Below are 18,620 nucleotides of genomic sequence, written 5' to 3' on the forward strand. Positions count from 1 at the left end.
CATGAATCCTCTGTTGATCGACTCGATCTGTGAATGCGAGATTTTAGCGGCTGTAAGCCCGGGCAGGCGAGGCATTTATCAGCGCTTGCAGTACGGGGTGGTCGCCCCCACCTATAATTGGCCTGTAATTCTGCTGGAGTCGCCCCATCATGGCTGTTCATTTGACCCCCGTCGCCCATTCCCGGGTGCAGCGCTTTGTTGAGTCCACCCCCGGTGCGCTGGGGCTGAGGTTTGGCGTGACCCGCACCGGCTGCTCCGGTTGGGGGCATATCACCGATCTGGCCAAGGACCTGCGTGAGAACGACACCGTGTTCGAGCAGGACGGCGTGCGGATCTACGTGGACGCCGACAGCCTGCCGCTGGTGGATGGCACCGAGATCGACTTCGGCAAGCAGGGACTGAGCGAGACCTTCACGTTCAAGAATCCGAACGCCGCTGCTGAATGTGGTTGCGGCGAGAGCTTCACCACGGAAGACATGCATCGCTGATTTTTCGGCGTATCAATGCAGCAACAGAGGCCGACACCCATGGGGTGTCGGCCTTTTGTTTTGGTGGGTGGGTGCTGATTCCTGGGTGGAACTCGCAGCGCAACGCGAAAGCACGAGCCTTTTCCTTCTTCTGCTTGCGGGTGAAGGTGTGTGGCTTGCTAGCCATCGGCGTCAGTACATGACTGAGCGCCACGCACGTTGTGCATGGCCGGGGCGCGGAGCGGGGTGCCCCGAAGGGGGGGGAGAGCTTTGGGCTTCAAGTCGTGAGCCGAAGGGCGCGCAGTTGGCCTCACCCCAGCCCTCTGCCGTGGATGGGAGAGGGCTCAAGCGTGCCGATTACTGGCTGCAGACCGCCTCGCGCCCCGCACTACGGCGCTCCAGGGCAACCGCTGCAAACCACAGCAGCAACCCGGTCGCCGCCGTGGCCGCGCCGACATAGCCGGTGCTGGCATGGCCGAGACCGGCATTGATCGCCATGCCGCCCAGCCAGGGGCCCAGCGCGTTGGCGGTGTTGAACGCCGCATGGTTGGAGGCCGCCGCCAACGTCTGTGCCTCGCCGGCGGCGTCCATCAGGCGGGTCTGCAGGGCCACGGCCAGGGCGCCCATCGTGCCCACGGCAATGATCGCCGGCACCACCGCCCAGGCCGAATGTGCGGCCAGCGGGAACAGCAGCAGGACCACTACCGACCACGCCAGCAGCACGCCAGCGGCGCGGAACTGCAGTCGGTCGACCAGCTTGCCGCCGGCGATGTTGCCGATGATCGCGCCGACGCCGAACAGGCCCACGGCCACCGGCATCCAGCGCTCGTTCACGCCGGTCACATTGACCAGGGTGGGCGCCAGGTAGGTGAATACGCAAAACATGCCGGCAAACCCGATCGAACCGATCGCCAGTGCCAGCCATACCTGTGTCTGGTTGAACGCACGCAGCTCGCGCATCGGCGAAGTGCGGACTTCCGCGGGATCTGGACGCAGGTGGCTGGCCACCATCACTACGGTGGCCAGGGCGAGCAGGCTGACGAGTGCGAATGCGGTGCGCCAGGTGAACTGCTGACCCATCCAGGTGGTCAGCGGGTTGCCGACAAGGATGGCGATCGACAGGCCCAGCAGCACCTTGGAGACTGCGGCGCCGCGCTGCTCCGGCGGGCTGATCGAGGCTGCCACCAGCATGGCCACGCCGAAGTAGGCGCCATGCGGCAGGCCGGCGACAAAGCGGGCCAGCAGCATCGTGTGGTAATTCGGCGCGAGTGCGCTGGCGAGGTTGCCTGCAGCGTAAAAGCCCATCAGGCACAGCAGCAGGATGCGCCGGCTGAGACTTGCGCCGGCAAAGGCCAATGCCGGGGCGCCGACAACGACGCCAATGGCATAGGCGCTGATCAGGTGCCCGACCTGGGCTTCGCTGATGCCCAGCCCGCGGCTGATTTCCAGCATCAGGCCCATGCTGGCAAATTCGCTGGTGCCGATGGCAAAGCCGCCGAGGGACAGTGCCAGCAGGATAAGGGTGCGCTGGCCGGGGCTCAGGCTCGCGGCGAGGGAGACGGGGTTGTTCACGTCGAAACCTGGGGCGGCGTGGAAACGGTTACATATTGTACTGTTGCGCCGCAGCAGATGCGCGCCGGATAGGGCGCCGGGCATCGGACACTGTGTTCAGCTTGGCGAGGGGTAGCTTGCCTGTGGGGCCGGCTCATTGGATAATGCGCGGCTTCCTTCGCTTCCGGCGTTGGAATCCTTGCCCCACCGCGTTCACAGCGGGGGGCTGTCCGGCCCGCAGGGGCCACATCCGAAAGGTATGAAAACATGAGTCGTCATTACGAAGTCGTGTTCCTGGTCCACCCGGACCAGAGCGAACAGGTTCCCGCCATGATCGAGCGCTACAAGGCGCTGGTCGAAGCTGGCAACGGCACCATCCACCGTCTGGAAGACTGGGGCCGCCGTCAGCTGGCTTACCCGATCCAGAACCTGGTCAAGGCCCACTATGTTCTGCTGAACATTGAAGCCGACCAGTCGGTTCTGAACGAACTGACCGAAAGCTTCCGCTTCAACGACGCCGTGCTGCGCAACCTGGTCATGAAGCGTGACGAGGCTGACACCGAGCAGTCGCTGATCATGAAGAGCAAGGACGAAAAGGGTGACAAGCCCGAGCGTGGCGAACGCCGTCGTCGCGACGACGAAGAGGGTGCCACTTCCTCCACCAATGACGAAGCCGGCGACGACGCCGCTTCTGCTGAATAAGGAGCACACCCATGTCCAAGTTCTTCCGTCGCCGTAAGTTCTGCAAGTTCACCGCCGAAGGCGTGAAAGAGATCGATTACAAGGATCTCAACACCCTGCGCCAGTACCTGACCGAGAACGGCAAGATCGTTCCGAGCCGCGTCACCGGCACCAAGTCCAAGTACCAGCGCCAGCTGGCAACGGCCGTCAAGCGCGCCCGTTTCCTGGCCCTGATCCCGTACACGGACAACCACGACGTCTGATTGCAGCGTTGAGTGGCGGCGCCTGCGCTGCAGGAAGTGAGGAGTGGAAGGGCAATCTGCCTTCATTCACTCCTCGCTTCTGTTCACTCACTCCTGTCGTCAACCCGTCCTATTCGGACAGCAAGCGTTGCGGCGCCGACCGGTGCCGCTAACGAATAACGGAGCAATACCAATGAAGCTGATTCTTCTGCAGAAAGTGACCAACCTCGGCGGCCTGGGCGACCTGGTTGACGTGAAGCCGGGCTACGGCCGTAACTTCCTCGTGCCGCAGGGCAAGGCCGTTCCGGCCACCGAGAGCAACGTTGCCGAGTTCGAAGCCAAGCGTGCCGAGTACGAAGCCAAGGCCTCGGCCCTGCATGCCGGTGCTGAAGCCCGCGCTGCCAAGTTCGAAGGCGCCAGCGTCACCATCGGTGCGCACGCTTCGACCGAAGGCAAGCTGTACGGTTCGGTTGGCCCGCGCGATATCGCCGAAGCCTTCACCGCTGCCGGCCTGGAGCTGAACAAGAGCGAAGTCATCCTCGGCGAAGGTGCTTTCCGCAACGTGGGTGAGTTCGACGTCATCGTCAAGCTGCACGCCGACGTGGAAGCCACCGTCAAGGTCATCGTCCAAGCCGACGCCTGATCCTGCCGTTGTTGAGGTACTGAAACGGGCGCCGCAAGGCGCCCGTTTCTTTTGGGCTGCCGGCCATGCAGCCGGGGGCAGCGGGTGTCGCTATACTCGTTCCCCAGTGCCGTGCTTCAGGTTTTGAATCTTTACGGATATCAATAGCTTGGGGGCGGGAAAGGAACTTCCGGAATTTCCCCCGGGGGCCGGCAGGCCAGTGCCGGACTCCGCCAATAGCCCGAGTCCATGCGTCTATCCACGATCAAGCTTTCCGGTTTCAAGTCCTTCGTCGATCCCACGACGCTGCACCTGCCGACCAACATGACCGGCGTGGTCGGCCCGAACGGCTGTGGCAAGTCCAACATCATCGATGCGGTGCGCTGGGTCATGGGCGAAAGCTCGGCCAGCCGCCTGCGGGGCGATTCGCTGACCGACGTCATCTTCTCCGGCTCGGCGGGGCGCAAGCCGGTGTCGCAGGCCACGGTCGAGCTGATCTTCGACAACACCGACCACGCGATTTCCGGCGAGTACGCCGCGTTCAATGAAATCTCGGTCAAGCGCACGGTCAGCCGTGACGGCAGCAGCAACTATTACTTGAACGGCACCAAGTGCCGCCGCCGCGACATCACCGATCTGTTCCTCGGCACCGGGCTTGGCCCGCGCAGCTACTCGATCATCGAGCAGGGCATGATCAGCCAGATCATCGAGGCGCGCCCGGAAGATCTGCGCGTGTACCTGGAAGAAGCCGCCGGCATCTCCAAGTACAAAGAGCGTCGCAAGGAAACCGAAACCCGTATCCGTCATACCCGGGAGAACCTGGATCGCCTCAACGACCTGCGCGAGGAAATCGGCAAGCAGCTGGAGCACCTCAAGCGGCAGGCAAAGCAGGCTGAGCAGTATCAAGCCCTGCAGGAAGAGCGCCGGATCAAGGACGCGGAATGGAAGGCGCTGGAATACCGTGGTCTGGATGGTCGGCTGAGTGGCCTGCGTGAAGCGTTGTCACGCGAAGAAACCAAGTTGCAGCAGTTCATCGCCGAGCAGCGCGAAGCTGAAAGCCGCATCGAAACCGGCCGTGTGCGCCGCGAAGAAGCCGCTGAGACCTTGAACCGCGCGCAGGCCGATGTCTATCAGGTGGGCAGCACCCTGGCGCGCCTGGAGCAGCAGATCCACCACCAGCGCGAGATGGCGCAGCGCCTGAACAAGGCGCGCGATGAAACCCGCCAGGCATTGGCCGAACTTGGTCAGCACATCAGTGGCGATGAAGCCAAGTTGATCGTGCTGCGCGAAGCCGTGGAAGGCGCCGAGCCCCGGCTGGAACAGTTGCAGGAAGAAAACGAACTGCGTCAGGACGCCCTGCGCGAAGCCGAGACCAAGCTGGGCGATTGGCAGCACCGCTGGGAAGCACACAACCGCAACACCTCCGAAGCCACGCGCTCGGGTGAAGTGGAGCGCACCCGGGTGGATTACCTGGACAAGCAGGTGCTCGAAGCGGACCGCCGTCGACAGACCTTGGCGGCCGAGCGTGCCGGGTTGGACATGGAGGCGCTGGCGGAAGCATTCGAGCAGCTGCAGCTGCAGCACGAAACGCAGAAAACCACCGTCGACTCGCTGACCGAACAGGTTGAAGCGCGCAAGGAATCGGCAACAACGCTGCAGGAACAACAGCGCACCAGCCAATCGGAGCTGGCGGAGGTGCGCAAGCAGGCACAGTCGGCACGCGGGCGTTTGTCGTCATTGGAAGCGCTGCAGCAGGCCGCATTGGGTCAGGAGCAGGGCGCGGCGGTGGCGTGGTTGAAAGCGCGCGGGCTGGATTCGGCCGTGCGCGTCGGCGAGCGCATCACCGTTGAAGCAGGCTGGGAGAACGCGGTTGAAAGCGCGCTCGGGCAGCTGATCGAAGGTGTCCTGGTCGATGCTCCGGAAACGCTGGTGGATGCACTCGGCGAGTTGGGTGAGGGCCGCATCGCGCTGGTTTCTGGCGCTGACGGCAAGGCCGATTTCGCGCCGACCTCGCTGGCCGCCAAGGTCCAAGGCCCGCTTGCGATCCGTCGCCTGTTGGGGCGTTTGCACGCGGCCGATGACCTGGCGCAGGCGCGCACCCTGCAGTCGCAACTGCCGGACGGCGACTCGGTCATCACCCGCGACGGCGAGCGTCTGGGCGAAGGTTGGGTGCGTCTGTCGCGCTCCGGTGCCGCACAGCAAGGCGCATTGTTGCGCGAGCGCGAAATCGTCACCCTGCGCGAACAGATTGAAGCGCTGCAGGAACGCGAGAGTGAGCTGGAACAGCGGTTGTCCAGCCTGCGCGAGCAGTTGCTGGCGGCAGAGCAGCACCGCGAAGAGGCGCAGCGTGCGTTGTATCAGGCACATCGTGCTGCGTCGGAGCTGGCCGGGCAGCTGCAGAGCCAACAGGGCCGCTTGGAGTCCTCGCGGACCCGCATCGAGCGTATCGAAAGCGAGTTGGCACAGCTGCTGGAAATGCTGGACGCCAGCCGCGAGCAGGCCAGTGAAGCGCGCGTGCGGTTGGACGATGCCGTGTCCAGCATGGGTGATCTCGAATCGGCACGGCATGCGCTGGAAAGCGAACGCAGGCAGTTGACCGAGGCGCGTGACCAGGCGCGCGATGCCGCGCGCAATGTCCGCGACAGCATGCATGCGCTGGCGTTGACGCTGGAGTCGCAGCGTACCCAGATCACCTCGCTCAGCCATGCGCTGGAGCGCATGAGCAACCAGCGCGGGCAACTGGATTCGCGCTTGGGTGAGCTGCACTCGCAGCTGGATGAAGGCGACACCCCCGTACTGACGCTGGAGTCGGACCATCAGAATGCGTTGGGCGAACGCGTCCGCGTGGAGCGTGTGCTGGGCGAAGCGCGTGCGCAGCTGGAAGGCATCGATGCCGAGCTGCGCAGTGCCGAGCAGACCCGACATCAGCGCGATGAGCAGGCCCTGGCGCAGCGTGAGCGTATTTCCCAGCGCAAGCTGGACCAGCAGGCCCTCGTACTCAGCGCCGAGCAGCTTTCCGGTGCGGTCGAGAAGGCCGGCTTCGTCCTGCAGGACGTCATAAACACGCTGGCCGAGGACGCACGTCTGTCCGATTGGGAGCAGAGCGTGCATCAGATCGACGGGCGCATGCGCCGTCTGGAGCCGGTGAACCTGGCGGCCATCCATGAGTACGGCGAGGCGTCGCAGCGCTCCGAGTACCTGGACGCACAGAACACCGACCTGACCACGGCGCTGGAAACGCTGGAAGACGCCATTCGCAAGATCGACCGTGAGACGCGTGGCCGCTTCAAGGACACCTTCGACCGGGTCAATGCCGGCGTGCAGGCGCTGTATCCGCGGCTGTTCGGTGGCGGCCACGCCTACCTGGAGTTGACCGGGGAAGACCTGCTCGACACCGGCGTGACCATCATGGCGCGCCCGCCGGGCAAGCGTGTGTCCAGCATCTCGCTGCTGTCCGGCGGTGAAAAGGCGATGACCGCGGTGGCGCTGGTGTTCGCCATCTTCCAGCTCAACCCGGCGCCGTTCTGCTTGTTGGACGAGGTGGACGCACCGTTGGATGAGGCCAACGTCGGCCGCTTGGCCAACATGGTCAAGGAAATGAGCGAGAAGGTGCAGTTCCTGTTCGTCAGCCACAACAAGGCCACGATGGAAGCTGCGCATCAGCTGTCAGGCGTGACCATGCGTGAGCCGGGTGTCAGTCGCTTGGTCAGCGTGGACCTCGAAGAGGCCGCAAGATTGGCGGGCGCGGCGTGACGTGCCATCCTTTATCCACCTGAACGAACCTCCGGAGACTCCAACGTATGTCCGACATGGCACTGTTGCGCATCGGCATTCTGTTTGCCGGACTGCTGCTGATCGTGGCGATTTTCCTGTTCGGGCGTTCCCGCAAGCCTGCACAGGGCAAGCGCAGGGAGTCGCCCGCGACAGAAGGCGGTGAGCGTGTTGAGCGCCGCGAACCGGTGCTGGGCACAGCCGAGGAAGGCCTGGCAGATGGGGCGACGGCAAGCATGGCCGACGGTGAAGGCATCAGCCAGGCCGAGCTTGGTCTGGCCGATCCCGATCCGGCCGGCACCAGCGAGCTTGGCAAGCGCCCGAGCCAGGATTTCGACAAGATCGTGTCGCTGTATGTGGCCGCACGTTCCGGTGAAGTGCTGCGCGGTGAGGACATCGTCGTCGCCGCCGAGAAAACCGGTTTGGTGTTCGGCTACATGAATGTGTTCCACCGGCTGGTTGAAGGGCATCCCGAGCGTGGCCCGATCTTCTCGATGGCCAGCATCATGAAGCCGGGCAGTTTCGACATGGCCAGCATCCGTGACATGGAAACACCGGCCATCGCATTCTTCCTGACCTTGCCGGCGCCGCTGACCGCGCTCGACGCATGGGAAAAGATGCTGCCCACCGTTCAGCGCATGGGCGAGCTGCTGGACGGCGTGGTGCTGGACGACAGCCGCAACGCGCTGGGTCGCCAGCGCATTGCCCATATCCGTGATGACCTGCGCGCTTATGACCGCCAGCATCAGGCGCCGCCGCTGACCAAGTCGCCGCGCTGGTGAGTTGGTTGGGGGCTTGCTTCGGCTGAGTTTCCTCTGCAGAAGCGCCCTCCCCAATCCTCCCCCTGGCTTTGCCAGAGGGAGGGGGCGAACGCGGATCCCGGCAAACTGATCGAAGGCATGCACTTCACCCGGCCTTGGGCAAAGGCAGGGAAAGGCTTGGCGGGTAAGCACTTCGGTGTGCCCGAAAACCCCAGGCGAACATCCCGGCGCATGCACGCGCACGCGGGTAAAATCGCCACATGAATTCCAATACCCAAGCCTCCCAGCGTATCGCCGCGCTTCGGACACAACTGGCCGACGCTTCGCGCGCGTATCACGAGCTCGACGAGCAGATCATTCCCGATGCCGAGTACGACCGGCTGATGCGGGAGCTGGAGGCGCTGGAGGCGGCGCACCCGGAGCTGGACAGTGTGGATTCGCCCAGCCATCAAGTGGGTGGCAAGGCTTCCTCGCGCTTCCCTGAAGTGACCCATGCGGTGCCGATGTTGTCGCTGGGCAATGCCTTCAGCGATGAGGAGGTGCGCGACTTCGTGCGGCGCATCGATGAACGTCTGCGACGCAAGCAGTTGCTGTTCTCGGCCGAGCCCAAGCTCGATGGCCTGGCGATCAATCTGCGCTATGAGCATGGCCGCTTCGTGCAGGGCGCCACGCGCGGTGACGGTGCTACCGGCGAGGATGTATCGGCCAACCTGCGTCAGATCAAGGTGATCCCGCAGCAGCTGCTAGGGCAGGGCTGGCCGGACGTGCTGGAAGTGCGTGGCGAGGTTTACATGCCGCGTGCCGATTTCGAGCGCTATAACGAACAGGCGCGCCTGCATGGTGGCAAGGTGCTGGCCAATCCGCGCAATGGCGCGGCCGGCTCGTTGCGGCAGCTTGATCCGAAAATCAGCGCGCAACGTCCGTTGAGCTTCTTTGCCTACGGTCTGGGTGAGGTGTCCGGCGGCGAATTGCCGGCAACGCACTCGGACACACTGGCACAGTTGGCGCAATGGGGTTTGCCGGTCAGCGACCTGTGCAAGGTGGTGGAAGGCGCTGACGGGCTGCTGGCGTACTACCGTGATATCGGCGAGCGCCGCGATGGCTTGGCATTCGACATCGATGGCGTTGTGTACAAGTTGGACGACCGCCAGGGCCAGCAGGAAATGGGGTTTGTCGCGCGGGCGCCGCGCTGGGCCATCGCCCATAAATTTCCGGCGCAGGAGCAGACCACGACCGTTGAGGCCATCGAGATCCAGATCGGTCGTACCGGCGCTGCAACCCCCGTCGCACGCCTCAAGCCAGTGCACGTAGCCGGTGTGGTGGTCACCAACGCTACTTTGCACAACGCCGATCAGATCGCGCGCCTGGACGTGCGGGTGGGCGATACAGTGATCGTGCGCCGCGCCGGTGACGTGATTCCGGAAGTCGTCAGCGTCATCGCCGACAAACGCCCCGAGGGCACCATGCCGTGGCAGATGCCGCGCGCGTGCCCGGTGTGTGGTTCGGAAATCGTGCGCGAGGAAGGCGAAGCCGCATGGCGCTGCTCGGGTGAATTGAGCTGCCCGGCACAGCGTAAGGAGGCCATCGCTCACTTCGCCTCACGCAAGGCGATGGACATCGACGGCCTCGGTGACAAGTACATCGAAACCCTGGTCGATGCCGGCATCGTGCGCGGCGTGGCCGATCTCTACGCGTTGAACCGTGACCAGCTGCTGTTGTTGAAGCTGGCGCTGGATGCGGATTCGCCCGAGGCATTGGCCTCGCAGCTCAGCCTGCACCTTGTTCCGGAAGGCAGCGGCGACACGCTCAAGCAGATTCTGAGGCTATCCAGCGACGATGCCAGTTGGCGTGCGCAGGTGCTGGCGGTGCCGGCGCAGTTCCAGTGGAACACCAAAAAAATTGCCACCAAGTGGGCCGACAATCTCATTGCCGCCATCGCCAACAGCCGCAACACGATGCTGGAGCGGCTGCTGTTCGCGCTCGGCATCGAACATGTCGGTGAGAGCACGGCCAAGGCCTTGGCGGTGTGGTTCGGTGATCTGGAGTTGATCCGCTACCTGCCGTGGCCGTTGTTCAAGCGCGTGCCGGATATCGGCGGTGAGGTGGCGCGTTCCATTGGTCACTTCATGGCGCAGCCGGGCAACCAACAGGCGATCGACGAACTGCTGGCGCGCGGGGTGCAGATCACCGACCGTCACCCGCCCACCGCGAAGCTGCGCGCTGAGCTCACCCTGGCCAACCTGCTGCAGGACATGGAAATTCCCAAGGTCACGCCGGTACGCGCCAGGCAGTTGGCCGAGGCGTTCCCGTCGGTGGATGCCATCCGCGATGAAAGCGCGCACAACTTCGTCACCGCCGGATTGCCGGCAGAAACCGCCAATGCGTTGGTTGCGTGGTTGGACAAGGACGCCAATGCCGCGCTGTTCTCCAATGCCGGGGAAAAAATGCACGAGCTGCTGGAGAAAACCCCGGAGGCGGTGCAGCAGGTCGCCGGTCCACTGGACGGCAAGACTGCGGTGCTGACCGGCACGCTGGCGCAGATGAGTCGCGACGAGGCCAAGGCGCGCTTGGAAGCACTGGGTGCGAAGGTGTCCGGCAGCGTGTCGAAGAAGACCAGCTTCGTGGTGGCCGGCACCGAGGCCGGTTCCAAGCTGGACAAGGCCAATGAACTGGGCGTGGAAGTATGGGACGAAGCGCGCCTGCTGAGCTTCCTCGCCGAAAACGGACTGAGCGCATGAGCAACGACATCACCGCCCGTGTCGCCGGGCCTGAAGATTTCGCACAGCTGATTGCGATGGTGCGGGATTTCTATGTCGAGGATTGCATCGCGTACCAGCCGGAGCTGGTCGAGCCGGGGCTGCAGGCGGTGCTCGGCAGTCCGTCATTGGGCGCGGTGCTGATGCTGTCCAGCGACGACGTGGCCGAAGTGGGTTACGTCACCCTGGGTTGGTGTTTCAGCGTGGAGCAAGGCGGGCGCTTCGTGCTGCTGGACGAGTTGTATCTGGCGCCGGCCGCACGCGGCCGTGGCTGGGGCCGGCAAGCGCTCGCGTTGGCGCGCGACTGGGCAGCTGGGCACGGTGCATCGGTCATCCGCCTGGAGGTGAATCATCACAATGCCAAGGCCAAGCGGCTGTATCTTTCGGCGGGCTACCGTGACGACGCACGCGATATTCTGACGTTGTCATTGAACGGCCAGCTCGGGGGATTGCATTCGTGATCGAAGCGCTGCGCCAGCGTGCCCGCTTGAATGCGCTGATCCGTGATTTCTTCGCGCAGCGGCAGGTGCTGGAGGTGGAGACGCCGATCCTGTCGGCGGCCGGCAACACCGAGCCAAACATCGAAAGCTTCCAGACCCATTTCACCGGTCATGCCGATGCCGGCGCGCCGCTGCGCTGGTTGCGTACCTCGCCGGAATACCCGCTCAAGCGATTGCTCGCTGCCGGCGTGGGCGATTGCTACGAACTGGGCCGCGTGTTCCGCAACGGCGAAGCCGGTGGCCGCCACAATCCCGAGTTCACCATGCTTGAGTGGTACCGCGTGGGTTGGGACCATCATCGTTTGATCGACGAAACCGTTGCCTTGGTGCGGCAGGCATTGGCGATGGTGGGACGACAGGCGTCGCTGCGTGTACTCACCTACCGTGAGTTGTTCATCGAAAGCGTCGGGCTGGATCCATTTCTGGCCGACGAGGCGCAACTGCAGGCGGGCCTTGGCGACGTGAGCATTCAAGCCGATGGCTTGAACCGGGATGACTGGCTGGACTTGCTGATGACCCATCGTATCCAGTCGCGGTTCGCATCCGATTGCATCACCGTGATCCATGACTGGCCGGCCACGCAGGCCGCACTGGCCCGCATCCGCCCAGGCGAGCCGCCCGTTGCCGAGCGCTTCGAGCTTTATCTGGGGGCGGTCGAGCTGGCCAACGGCTATCACGAACTGAACGATGCCGATGAGCAACGCCAGCGCTTCGAGCGCGACCTGGTCGTGCGAGAAGCGCGCGGCACGGTATTGCCGCCATTGGATGAGCCCTTGCTGGCAGCGTTGCCTGCCATGCCTGCCTGCGCCGGGGTTGCGGTGGGCGTGGACCGCCTGTTGATGGCGCTGGCCGGCACGCCGCGCATCGCGGACGTGCTCGCTTTCGATTTTGGAAATGCCTGAAAGCCGCCTTGATTGGACCCTCATGCGGCAATTCGTCGCAGATATCCGTGTCGATCAGCCCGTTCATGTCATGGAAGGGCGTTGCCGGTTCGACGATGATGATGCTTTGATCACGCCCGCTTGTGCAGGGTGTGCGGTAGCAGAGTCCAATGAAGCCATGAGTGTAAATCTCGGATGAAGGCGGTAAGCGCCCTTGTGTTGCTGGTTGTCCCTGTGCTCTTCAGCGCGCAGGCGAGTGAGCCTGTGGCCGCCTCTACGCAGGTGGTGCGCTGTGAATCCAGGGACATGCTGCGTGTGTTCTGTGAGATGGACGTGGGCAATGGTGTGGAGCTGGTGCGCCAGCTGTCCGAGCAGAACTGCATCCGCGAGACCAGTTGGGGGGTGGAGGGCGGTGCGGTATGGGTCAGTCACAACTGCCGTGCCGAATTCGCCAGGCGCCAGGCAAGTTCGCGCAAGAGCCGGCGCGTGGTGCGCTGTGAGTCGCGTGGCCGGGTGGAATCCTGCCCGGTGGTGCTGAGAGGCGCGCCGGTGCGCTTGCTGCGTCAGCAATCGGTGCTGCCATGCCGGGAAGGGCGCACCTGGGGATATGACCGCAACGAAATCTGGGTAAGCCGTGGCTGCCAGGGCGTGTTCGAAGTGGGGGCCGAGGACGGCTCGGGCTTCGTGCAGACCCCGCGCAAGGTCGTCTGCGAATCCAAGAGCAATCTGCGGCGCGAATGCGGAGTGAGTGTCGAACGGCGGGTGACACTGGTTGAACAGCTCTCCAGCGCGGCATGTCGCGAGGGTGAAACCTGGGGTTGGGACCGTAACGGCATCTGGGTGGACAAGGGCTGTCGTGGCGAATTCTCCGCCGATTGAGCCGTGCTCTGCGGGGCCGATTACAATGGCCGGATGAACGACACCGCCCCCATCGATTTCGCCCGCTACGACCATGTTCGCCCGATCCGCTGGACCGGCGATGCCCTTGAACTGCTGGATCAACGCAAGCTCCCGTTCGTGGTCGAGCATGTCTTGTGCCAGGACAGCGACGCTGTTGCCGAAGCCATTCATGCACTGACCGTGCGAGGCGCGCCAGCGATCGGTATCGCTGCCGCCTGGGGTGTGGTGTTGGCCGCCGCCGAAGTGCAGGCCGACAACGGCGCCACCGCGCTGGAAGTGCTTGAACCTGCATTGGCCCGGCTGAATGCCTCGCGCCCGACCGCCGTGAACCTGGCCTGGGCGCTCGCACGCATGCGCCGCGTGCTTGCCGCCGCAGGTGCGGACTGGAAGCAGGTGCTGGCATGCGAAGCGCAGGCCATCGCGGATGAAGACCTCGCGGCCAACCGCCACATGGGGGCGCTGGGTGCCGGGCTGATCGCCTCCGGCAGCGGCGTGCTGACCCACTGCAACACCGGCTCGCTGGCGACTGCCGGCTTCGGTACCGCACTGGGCGTGATCCGCGCCGGCAAGGCGCAGGGCAACATCGCCCGGGTATTCGCTGGCGAAACCCGCCCGTGGCTGCAGGGCGCGCGTCTGACCGTATGGGAGCTGCAGCAGGACGGCATTGATGCGACCTTGATCGCCGATTCCGCCGCGTCGCACCTGATGAAGACCGGCGCGGTGCAATGGGTGATCGTGGGGGCCGACCGTATCTGCGCCAATGGCGACACCGCCAACAAGATCGGTACGTATCAGCTGGCCATTGCCGCGCGCCATCACGGCGTCAAGTTCATGGTGGTTGCGCCGTCCTCCACGGTGGACATGGGCACTGCCCATGGCGACGAGATCGAGATCGAACAGCGTGACCCCGGCGAGCTGTACGGCGTGGGTGGCGTGCGGACCGTGGCCGAGGGCATTGCCGCCTGGAATCCGGTGTTCGACGTCACCCCGGGCGAGCTGATCGATGCCATCGTCACCGAGCGCGGGGTGATCCTGAAGCCGGATCTGGCGGCGATGACCGCAGCGTTTGGCCCGGCCTGAGGTGTCATGCCGAGCCATGCCCGGCAGCGGCTTCATGGGGTGAGCGCACTGGCGCTGGACTCCGCTTTGGCGCGATTTTGATTGGGCCTTGCTGGAGATGGATCGCGATGTGATCGTGGTGCCTGCTGATGGCGGGCCATCGTGCTGCCGGGGTTGCTGCCCGGCTGTGATCGGCTTGGGTGGAGGGCGTCTGAGCTCGCCTTCTGTCATCCCCTAAGTTCCTGATTTGTTCCGGTAAAAGTCCGCTAAATGGCAGCGAAAAGCGGCGTTTTGTGATAGCATTCGTCGGTTGATCAGAGATTCCGGCGCGGCTGCCCGTGGGCGAGCCTCCGCCGGCTTGGATCGCTACCAGACAACGGAACCCGAATGGCAGAAAACGCCAAGGAAATCATCCAGGTCAACCTGGAAGACGAGATGCGCAAGAGCTACCTCGATTACGCGATGAGCGTGATCGTGGGGCGCGCACTCCCCGATGCTCGCGATGGCCTCAAGCCAGTCCATCGCCGTGTCCTGTTCGCAATGAGCGAGCTGGGTGCGCACAGCAACAAGCCGTACTACAAGTCGGCGCGTATCGTCGGTGACGTCATCGGTAAGTACCACCCGCATGGCGATCAGTCGGTGTACGACACGCTGGTGCGTCTGGCGCAGCCGTTCTCGCTGCGCTACATGCTGGTGGACGGGCAGGGTAACTTCGGTTCGGTCGATGGCGACTCCGCCGCGGCAATGCGATACACCGAGGCGCGCATGTCGCGGCTCGCGCATGAGCTGATGGCCGATCTGGACAAGGAAACCGTCGATTTCCAGCCCAACTACGACGAAAAGGAGATGGAGCCGACGGTCATGCCGACCCGGTTCCCGAACCTGCTGGTCAACGGTTCCGCCGGTATCGCCGTGGGCATGGCGACGAACATCCCGCCGCATAACCTCACTGAATCCATCAATGCCTGCATCGCGCTGATCGACGATCCGTCGATCGAAGTGGATGCGCTGATGGAATTCATTCCGGGCCCGGATTTCCCCACTGCCGGCATCATCAATGGCACCGCCGGCATCATCGCCGGCTATCGCACCGGCCGTGGCCGTGTGCGCATCCGTGCCCGGGCGGATATCGAAGTGGCCGACAACGGCCGCGAATCGATCATCGTCACCGAGATTCCGTACCAGGTGAACAAGGCGCGGTTGATCGAGAAGATCGCCGAGCTGGTCAAGGAAAAGAAGCTCGAAGGCATCAGCGAGCTGCGCGATGAGTCCGACAAGGACGGCATGCGCATCTACATCGAAATCAAGCGCGGCGAGTCGGCCGAGGTTGTGCTCAACAACCTCTACCAGCAGACCCAGATGGAGTCGGTGTTCGGCATCAACATGGTGGCGCTGATTGATGGCCGCCCGAAGCTGATGAACCTCAAGCAGATGCTGGAGGCCTTCCTCCGCCATCGCCGTGAAGTCGTCACCCGTCGCACCATCTTTGAACTGCGCAAGGCGCGTGCGCGTGCGCACGTGCTGGAAGGCTTGACCGTTGCGTTGGCCAACATCGACGAAATGATCGAGTTGATCAAGACGTCGGCCAACCCTGCCGAAGCCAAGGAGCGCATGCTCACCAAGGTGTGGGAGCCGGGCCTGGTAGGTGCGTTGCTGGCCGCTTCCGGTGCGGAGGCATCGCGTCCGGAAGATCTGCCCAAGAACATTGGTCTGGTCAATGGCAATTACCAGCTCAGCGACGTCCAGGCGACGCAGATCCTGGAAATGCGCCTGCACCGCCTCACCGGGCTGGAGCAGGACAGGCTGACCGAGGAATACAAGGTACTGCTGGAAGTCATCGCCGGCCTGATCCGCATTCTGGAAAATCCGGAAGTGCTGCTGCAGGTCATCCGCGAAGAGCTGGAGAGCGTGCGTTCGGAGTTCGGTGATGCACGTCGTACCGAAATCCGTCACAGCGAAGAAGATCTCGACATCCTCGATTTGATTGCACCGGAAGACGTGGTGGTCACGCTGTCGCGTGCCGGTTATGTCAAGCGTCAGCCGGCCAGTGCCTACCGTGCGCAGCGTCGTGGTGGCCGTGGCCGCAGCGCGGCGGCGACCAAGGACGAGGATTCGATTGAACAGCTGTGGCTGGTCAACACGCACGACACGCTGTTGACCTTCACCAGCTCGGGCAAGGTGTTCTGGTTGCCGGTGCATCAGTTGCCGGAAGCCGGTTCCAATGCACGTGGTCGTCCGATCATCAACTGGATCGCGCTGGAGAATGGCGAGCGCGTGCAGGCCGTGTTGCCGGTGCGTGAGTACGACGACAGCCACTTCGTGTTCTTCGCCACCCGCAACGGTACGGTCAAGAAGACGCCGCTGAGCGAGTTTGCATTCCGTCTGGCGCGCGGCAAGATCGCCATCAACCTCGATGAGGGCGATGCGCTGGTTGGCGTCGGCCTTACCGATGGCGACCGCGATGTGCTGCTGTTCGCGTCCAACGGCAAGACCGTGCGTTTCGCTGAGGACAAGGTCCGTTCGATGGGCCGCACCGCCACCGGTGTGCGCGGCATCAAGATGGTCAAGGGTGAAGAAGTTGTCAGCCTGATCGTGGCCGAAAGCGCTGGTGGTGTTGAGGACGAGAGCGAAGACGAGGGCAATGTCGTCGAGGAAGCAGTGATCGATGGCGGCGAAATCGCCGATATCGGTGCCGATGATGCAGGTGCTCAGTACATCCTCACCGCGACCGAGAACGGCTACGGCAAGCGCACTCCGTTGGCGGACTACCCGCGCAAGGGTCGCGGCACGCAGGGTGTGATCGGCATCCAGACCAGTGAGCGCAACGGCAAGCTGGTCAGCGCAGTGCTGGTGAGCAACGATGACGAAGTGATGTTGATCTCCGATGGTGGCACGCTGGTGCGTACCCGTGGTTCGGAAATCTCGCGCGTCGGCCGCAACACCCAGGGTGTCACCCTGATCCGTCTGTCCAAGGGCGAAAAGCTGCAGGCGGTTGAACGCCTGGATGCCTCGCTGGACGATGGCGACGATACGGATGACGAGGCCGGAGTAGTTGTGCAGGATGCTGAGCAGGCACCGGCAGCGCCCGAAGCCTGATTGTCACTGCAGTTGAAATGAGAAAACGCCGGCGATGCCGGCGTTTTCTTTTGGGGCGCGGCGGCGTGCGAGACAACCGATAGCGCCGGGCCAAGCTCGGCAGGGGCATTCTCTGGTGAAGCCTCAGTGGAGCATGGCTCCACTCCAGGCGGGATTGCTGATTGCGCTGCAATCAGCGCGGCGTGCGTACCATGCGTTCGAGCAGATGCTCGACGATGTTGGCAGGATTGGCCGTGCGGCCTACATGGGTAACCGACATCTGCACCACCGAACTGCGCTTGGCGGTCAGAAAATGAAAGCGTGCGCGCGGTGGCAGCTGTGCGATGGGGCCTGCGTCTGGCCGGCCTTCGCAGATGGCGACGATGGCATCCAGCCATGGTTGCAGTGATTCGATATCCAGCTGCGGCGCGAACGCCTGCAGACGAGCGGTATCGAGCTCGATGGCTGCCTGCAGCTGGCTCGCACCGGGGCAGGAAACAATCACCCCGACGTTGATGAACTCCTCGCGCTCCACCCGCGGCACCACGCGGATGACCGCATAGTCATAGGTATGCAGCGTGGGCACGGATGGCCTCCTGTACGAAGGCTTCACGCAGTTGCAGGCGGCGCTTCAGATAGTTGGAATAGGCGTGGCGGTAAGCATCGGCATCGGTGAAGGTGGGCTCGTTCTGCAGCCAGCTTTCGGGGATGTCGGCGACGGCTGCGTCGATTACCGCATCGGTCAGGACTGGCGCCAGTGCGGTATCGGCGTCCGCAATCGCGCTGGCGAACGGTAGCAGCACATGGTCGCGGATCAGCTTGAACGGCTTGCCGCAGGCTTCGCCAGCGTTTTCCCAATCGTGGTGGAAATACAGCGCGGCGCCATGATCGATGAGATACAGCTTGCGGTGCCAAACCATCAGATTGGGATTGCGCGCAGTACGGTCGACGTTGCTGGTGAAGGCATCGAACCAGACGATGCGCGAAGCCAGTCCGGCATCCGGCTGCATTGCCGCGGGGTCGTAGTTGAGGGCGCCGGGCAGGTAGTCGCTTCCCAGATTGGTGCCTTCGCTGGCGCGGATCAGGTCCTGGATTTCCGGGTCGGGCTCAGTGCGTGCGAATTCGCGATCCAGTTCGACCAGTGCCATGTCCGGCATCGGGAGTTCAAGCGCCTGTGCCAGCTTGCCGACCACCAGTTCGGCGATCAGCGCCTTGGGGCCCTGGCCGGCACCGCGGAACTTGAGCACGTACATGCCGTCGTCATCGGCTTCGATGACGGCAGGCAGCGAGCCGCCTTCGCGCAGCGGTGTGATGTAGCGGGTCGCATGTACGGTCTTCACTGCTGGCAGGCCGG

At 63.8% G+C, this 18,620-nt stretch carries 15 protein-coding genes; 12 read left to right on the forward strand and 3 right to left on the reverse strand.

All coding sequences use genetic code 11. The features are described 5' to 3' along the window. Window positions 1-149 precede the first annotated feature (149 nt). Window positions 150-488, forward strand: a complete 339-nt coding sequence (locus ABB26_RS14340; protein WP_057635343.1) for a HesB/IscA family protein — start codon at window positions 150-152, stop codon at window positions 486-488. A gap of 336 nt (window positions 489-824) precedes the next feature. On the opposite strand, the gene ABB26_RS14345 is transcribed toward ABB26_RS14340, so the two are convergent. Further along, window positions 825-2,039: an MFS transporter gene (locus ABB26_RS14345; RefSeq protein WP_057635345.1), complete on the reverse strand. Its 1,215-nt coding sequence runs from the start codon at window positions 2,037-2,039 to the stop codon at window positions 825-827. Window positions 2,040-2,285: 246 nt separating this feature from the next. On the opposite strand from ABB26_RS14345, the gene rpsF reads away from it, so the two are divergent. From rpsF to gyrA, 11 genes are all read left to right on the forward strand, one after another. Further along, window positions 2,286-2,720, forward strand: a complete 435-nt coding sequence (gene rpsF, locus ABB26_RS14350) for a 30S ribosomal protein S6 (protein ID WP_057635347.1) — start codon at window positions 2,286-2,288, stop codon at window positions 2,718-2,720. A gap of 11 nt (window positions 2,721-2,731) precedes the next feature. Beyond that, window positions 2,732-2,962, forward strand: a complete 231-nt coding sequence (gene rpsR, locus ABB26_RS14355) for a 30S ribosomal protein S18 (protein WP_002804494.1) — start codon at window positions 2,732-2,734, stop codon at window positions 2,960-2,962. Window positions 2,963-3,134: 172 nt separating this feature from the next. Continuing rightward, window positions 3,135-3,584, forward strand: coding sequence for a 50S ribosomal protein L9 (gene rplI, locus ABB26_RS14360; RefSeq protein WP_057635348.1), 450 nt, complete (start codon window positions 3,135-3,137; stop codon window positions 3,582-3,584). Window positions 3,585-3,812: 228 nt separating this feature from the next. Further along, on the forward strand, window positions 3,813-7,316 hold the full coding sequence (gene smc, locus ABB26_RS14365; RefSeq protein WP_057635350.1) for a chromosome segregation protein SMC: 3,504 nt from the start codon (window positions 3,813-3,815) through the stop codon (window positions 7,314-7,316). A gap of 47 nt (window positions 7,317-7,363) precedes the next feature. Next, entirely contained in the window at window positions 7,364-8,116 is a 753-nt protein-coding gene (gene zipA / locus ABB26_RS14370) for a cell division protein ZipA (RefSeq protein WP_057635352.1), read from the forward strand. A 239-nt stretch (window positions 8,117-8,355) separates the two neighbouring features. Next, the gene (gene ligA / locus ABB26_RS14375; protein WP_057635353.1) at window positions 8,356-10,833 is read left to right on the forward strand and encodes an NAD-dependent DNA ligase LigA; all 2,478 of its coding nucleotides are present in this window, start codon (window positions 8,356-8,358) and stop codon (window positions 10,831-10,833) included. After that, window positions 10,830-11,312: a GNAT family N-acetyltransferase gene (locus ABB26_RS14380; protein WP_057635356.1), complete on the forward strand. Its 483-nt coding sequence runs from the start codon at window positions 10,830-10,832 to the stop codon at window positions 11,310-11,312. Before ligA ends, ABB26_RS14380 begins: the two co-directional genes overlap by 4 nt. Beyond that, window positions 11,300-12,253 carry an EF-P lysine aminoacylase EpmA gene (gene epmA / locus ABB26_RS14385; RefSeq protein ID WP_245626233.1) on the forward strand — a complete coding sequence of 318 codons (954 nt, stop codon included), beginning with the start codon at window positions 11,300-11,302 and terminating at the stop codon, window positions 12,251-12,253. Before ABB26_RS14380 ends, epmA begins: the two co-directional genes overlap by 13 nt. 174 nt (window positions 12,254-12,427) lie before the next feature. Then, complete coding sequence (locus tag ABB26_RS14390) at window positions 12,428-13,111, forward strand: DUF3011 domain-containing protein (RefSeq protein WP_057635360.1); 684 nt, start codon at window positions 12,428-12,430, stop codon at window positions 13,109-13,111. A 33-nt stretch (window positions 13,112-13,144) separates the two neighbouring features. Continuing rightward, window positions 13,145-14,212 carry an S-methyl-5-thioribose-1-phosphate isomerase gene (gene mtnA, locus ABB26_RS14395; protein WP_057635362.1) on the forward strand — a complete coding sequence of 356 codons (1,068 nt, stop codon included), beginning with the start codon at window positions 13,145-13,147 and terminating at the stop codon, window positions 14,210-14,212. A gap of 366 nt (window positions 14,213-14,578) precedes the next feature. Beyond that, on the forward strand, window positions 14,579-17,287 hold the full coding sequence (gene gyrA / locus ABB26_RS14400) for a DNA gyrase subunit A (RefSeq protein WP_057635364.1): 2,709 nt from the start codon (window positions 14,579-14,581) through the stop codon (window positions 17,285-17,287). Between the two features lie 172 nt (window positions 17,288-17,459). On the opposite strand, the gene ABB26_RS14405 is transcribed toward gyrA, so the two are convergent. Both ABB26_RS14405 and ABB26_RS14410 read right to left on the reverse strand, forming a co-directional pair. After that, window positions 17,460-17,852, reverse strand: a complete 393-nt coding sequence (locus ABB26_RS14405) for a DUF3037 domain-containing protein (protein WP_057635365.1) — start codon at window positions 17,850-17,852, stop codon at window positions 17,460-17,462. Continuing rightward, on the reverse strand, window positions 17,830-18,606 hold the full coding sequence (locus tag ABB26_RS14410) for a HipA family kinase (RefSeq protein ID WP_057635367.1): 777 nt from the start codon (window positions 18,604-18,606) through the stop codon (window positions 17,830-17,832). The genes ABB26_RS14405 and ABB26_RS14410 overlap by 23 nt, the downstream gene beginning before the upstream one ends. Between the last annotated feature and the right edge of the window lie 14 nt (window positions 18,607-18,620).

It is taken from the genome of Stenotrophomonas humi, assembly GCF_001431415.1.
GTDB lineage: Bacteria > Pseudomonadota > Gammaproteobacteria > Xanthomonadales > Xanthomonadaceae > Stenotrophomonas > Stenotrophomonas humi.

Coding starts and splice junctions, on each gene's coding strand:
- ABB26_RS14340 (WP_057635343.1), top strand. CDS start 150: ATGGCTGTTCATTTGACCCCCGTCGCCCATTCCCGGGTGCAGCGCTTT.
- rpsF (WP_057635347.1), top strand. CDS start 2,286: ATGAGTCGTCATTACGAAGTCGTGTTCCTGGTCCACCCGGACCAGAGC.
- rpsR (WP_002804494.1), top strand. CDS start 2,732: ATGTCCAAGTTCTTCCGTCGCCGTAAGTTCTGCAAGTTCACCGCCGAA.
- rplI (WP_057635348.1), top strand. CDS start 3,135: ATGAAGCTGATTCTTCTGCAGAAAGTGACCAACCTCGGCGGCCTGGGC.
- smc (WP_057635350.1), top strand. CDS start 3,813: ATGCGTCTATCCACGATCAAGCTTTCCGGTTTCAAGTCCTTCGTCGAT.
- zipA (WP_057635352.1), top strand. CDS start 7,364: ATGTCCGACATGGCACTGTTGCGCATCGGCATTCTGTTTGCCGGACTG.
- ligA (WP_057635353.1), top strand. CDS start 8,356: ATGAATTCCAATACCCAAGCCTCCCAGCGTATCGCCGCGCTTCGGACA.
- ABB26_RS14380 (WP_057635356.1), top strand. CDS start 10,830: ATGAGCAACGACATCACCGCCCGTGTCGCCGGGCCTGAAGATTTCGCA.
- ABB26_RS14390 (WP_057635360.1), top strand. CDS start 12,428: ATGAAGGCGGTAAGCGCCCTTGTGTTGCTGGTTGTCCCTGTGCTCTTC.
- mtnA (WP_057635362.1), top strand. CDS start 13,145: ATGAACGACACCGCCCCCATCGATTTCGCCCGCTACGACCATGTTCGC.
- gyrA (WP_057635364.1), top strand. CDS start 14,579: ATGGCAGAAAACGCCAAGGAAATCATCCAGGTCAACCTGGAAGACGAG.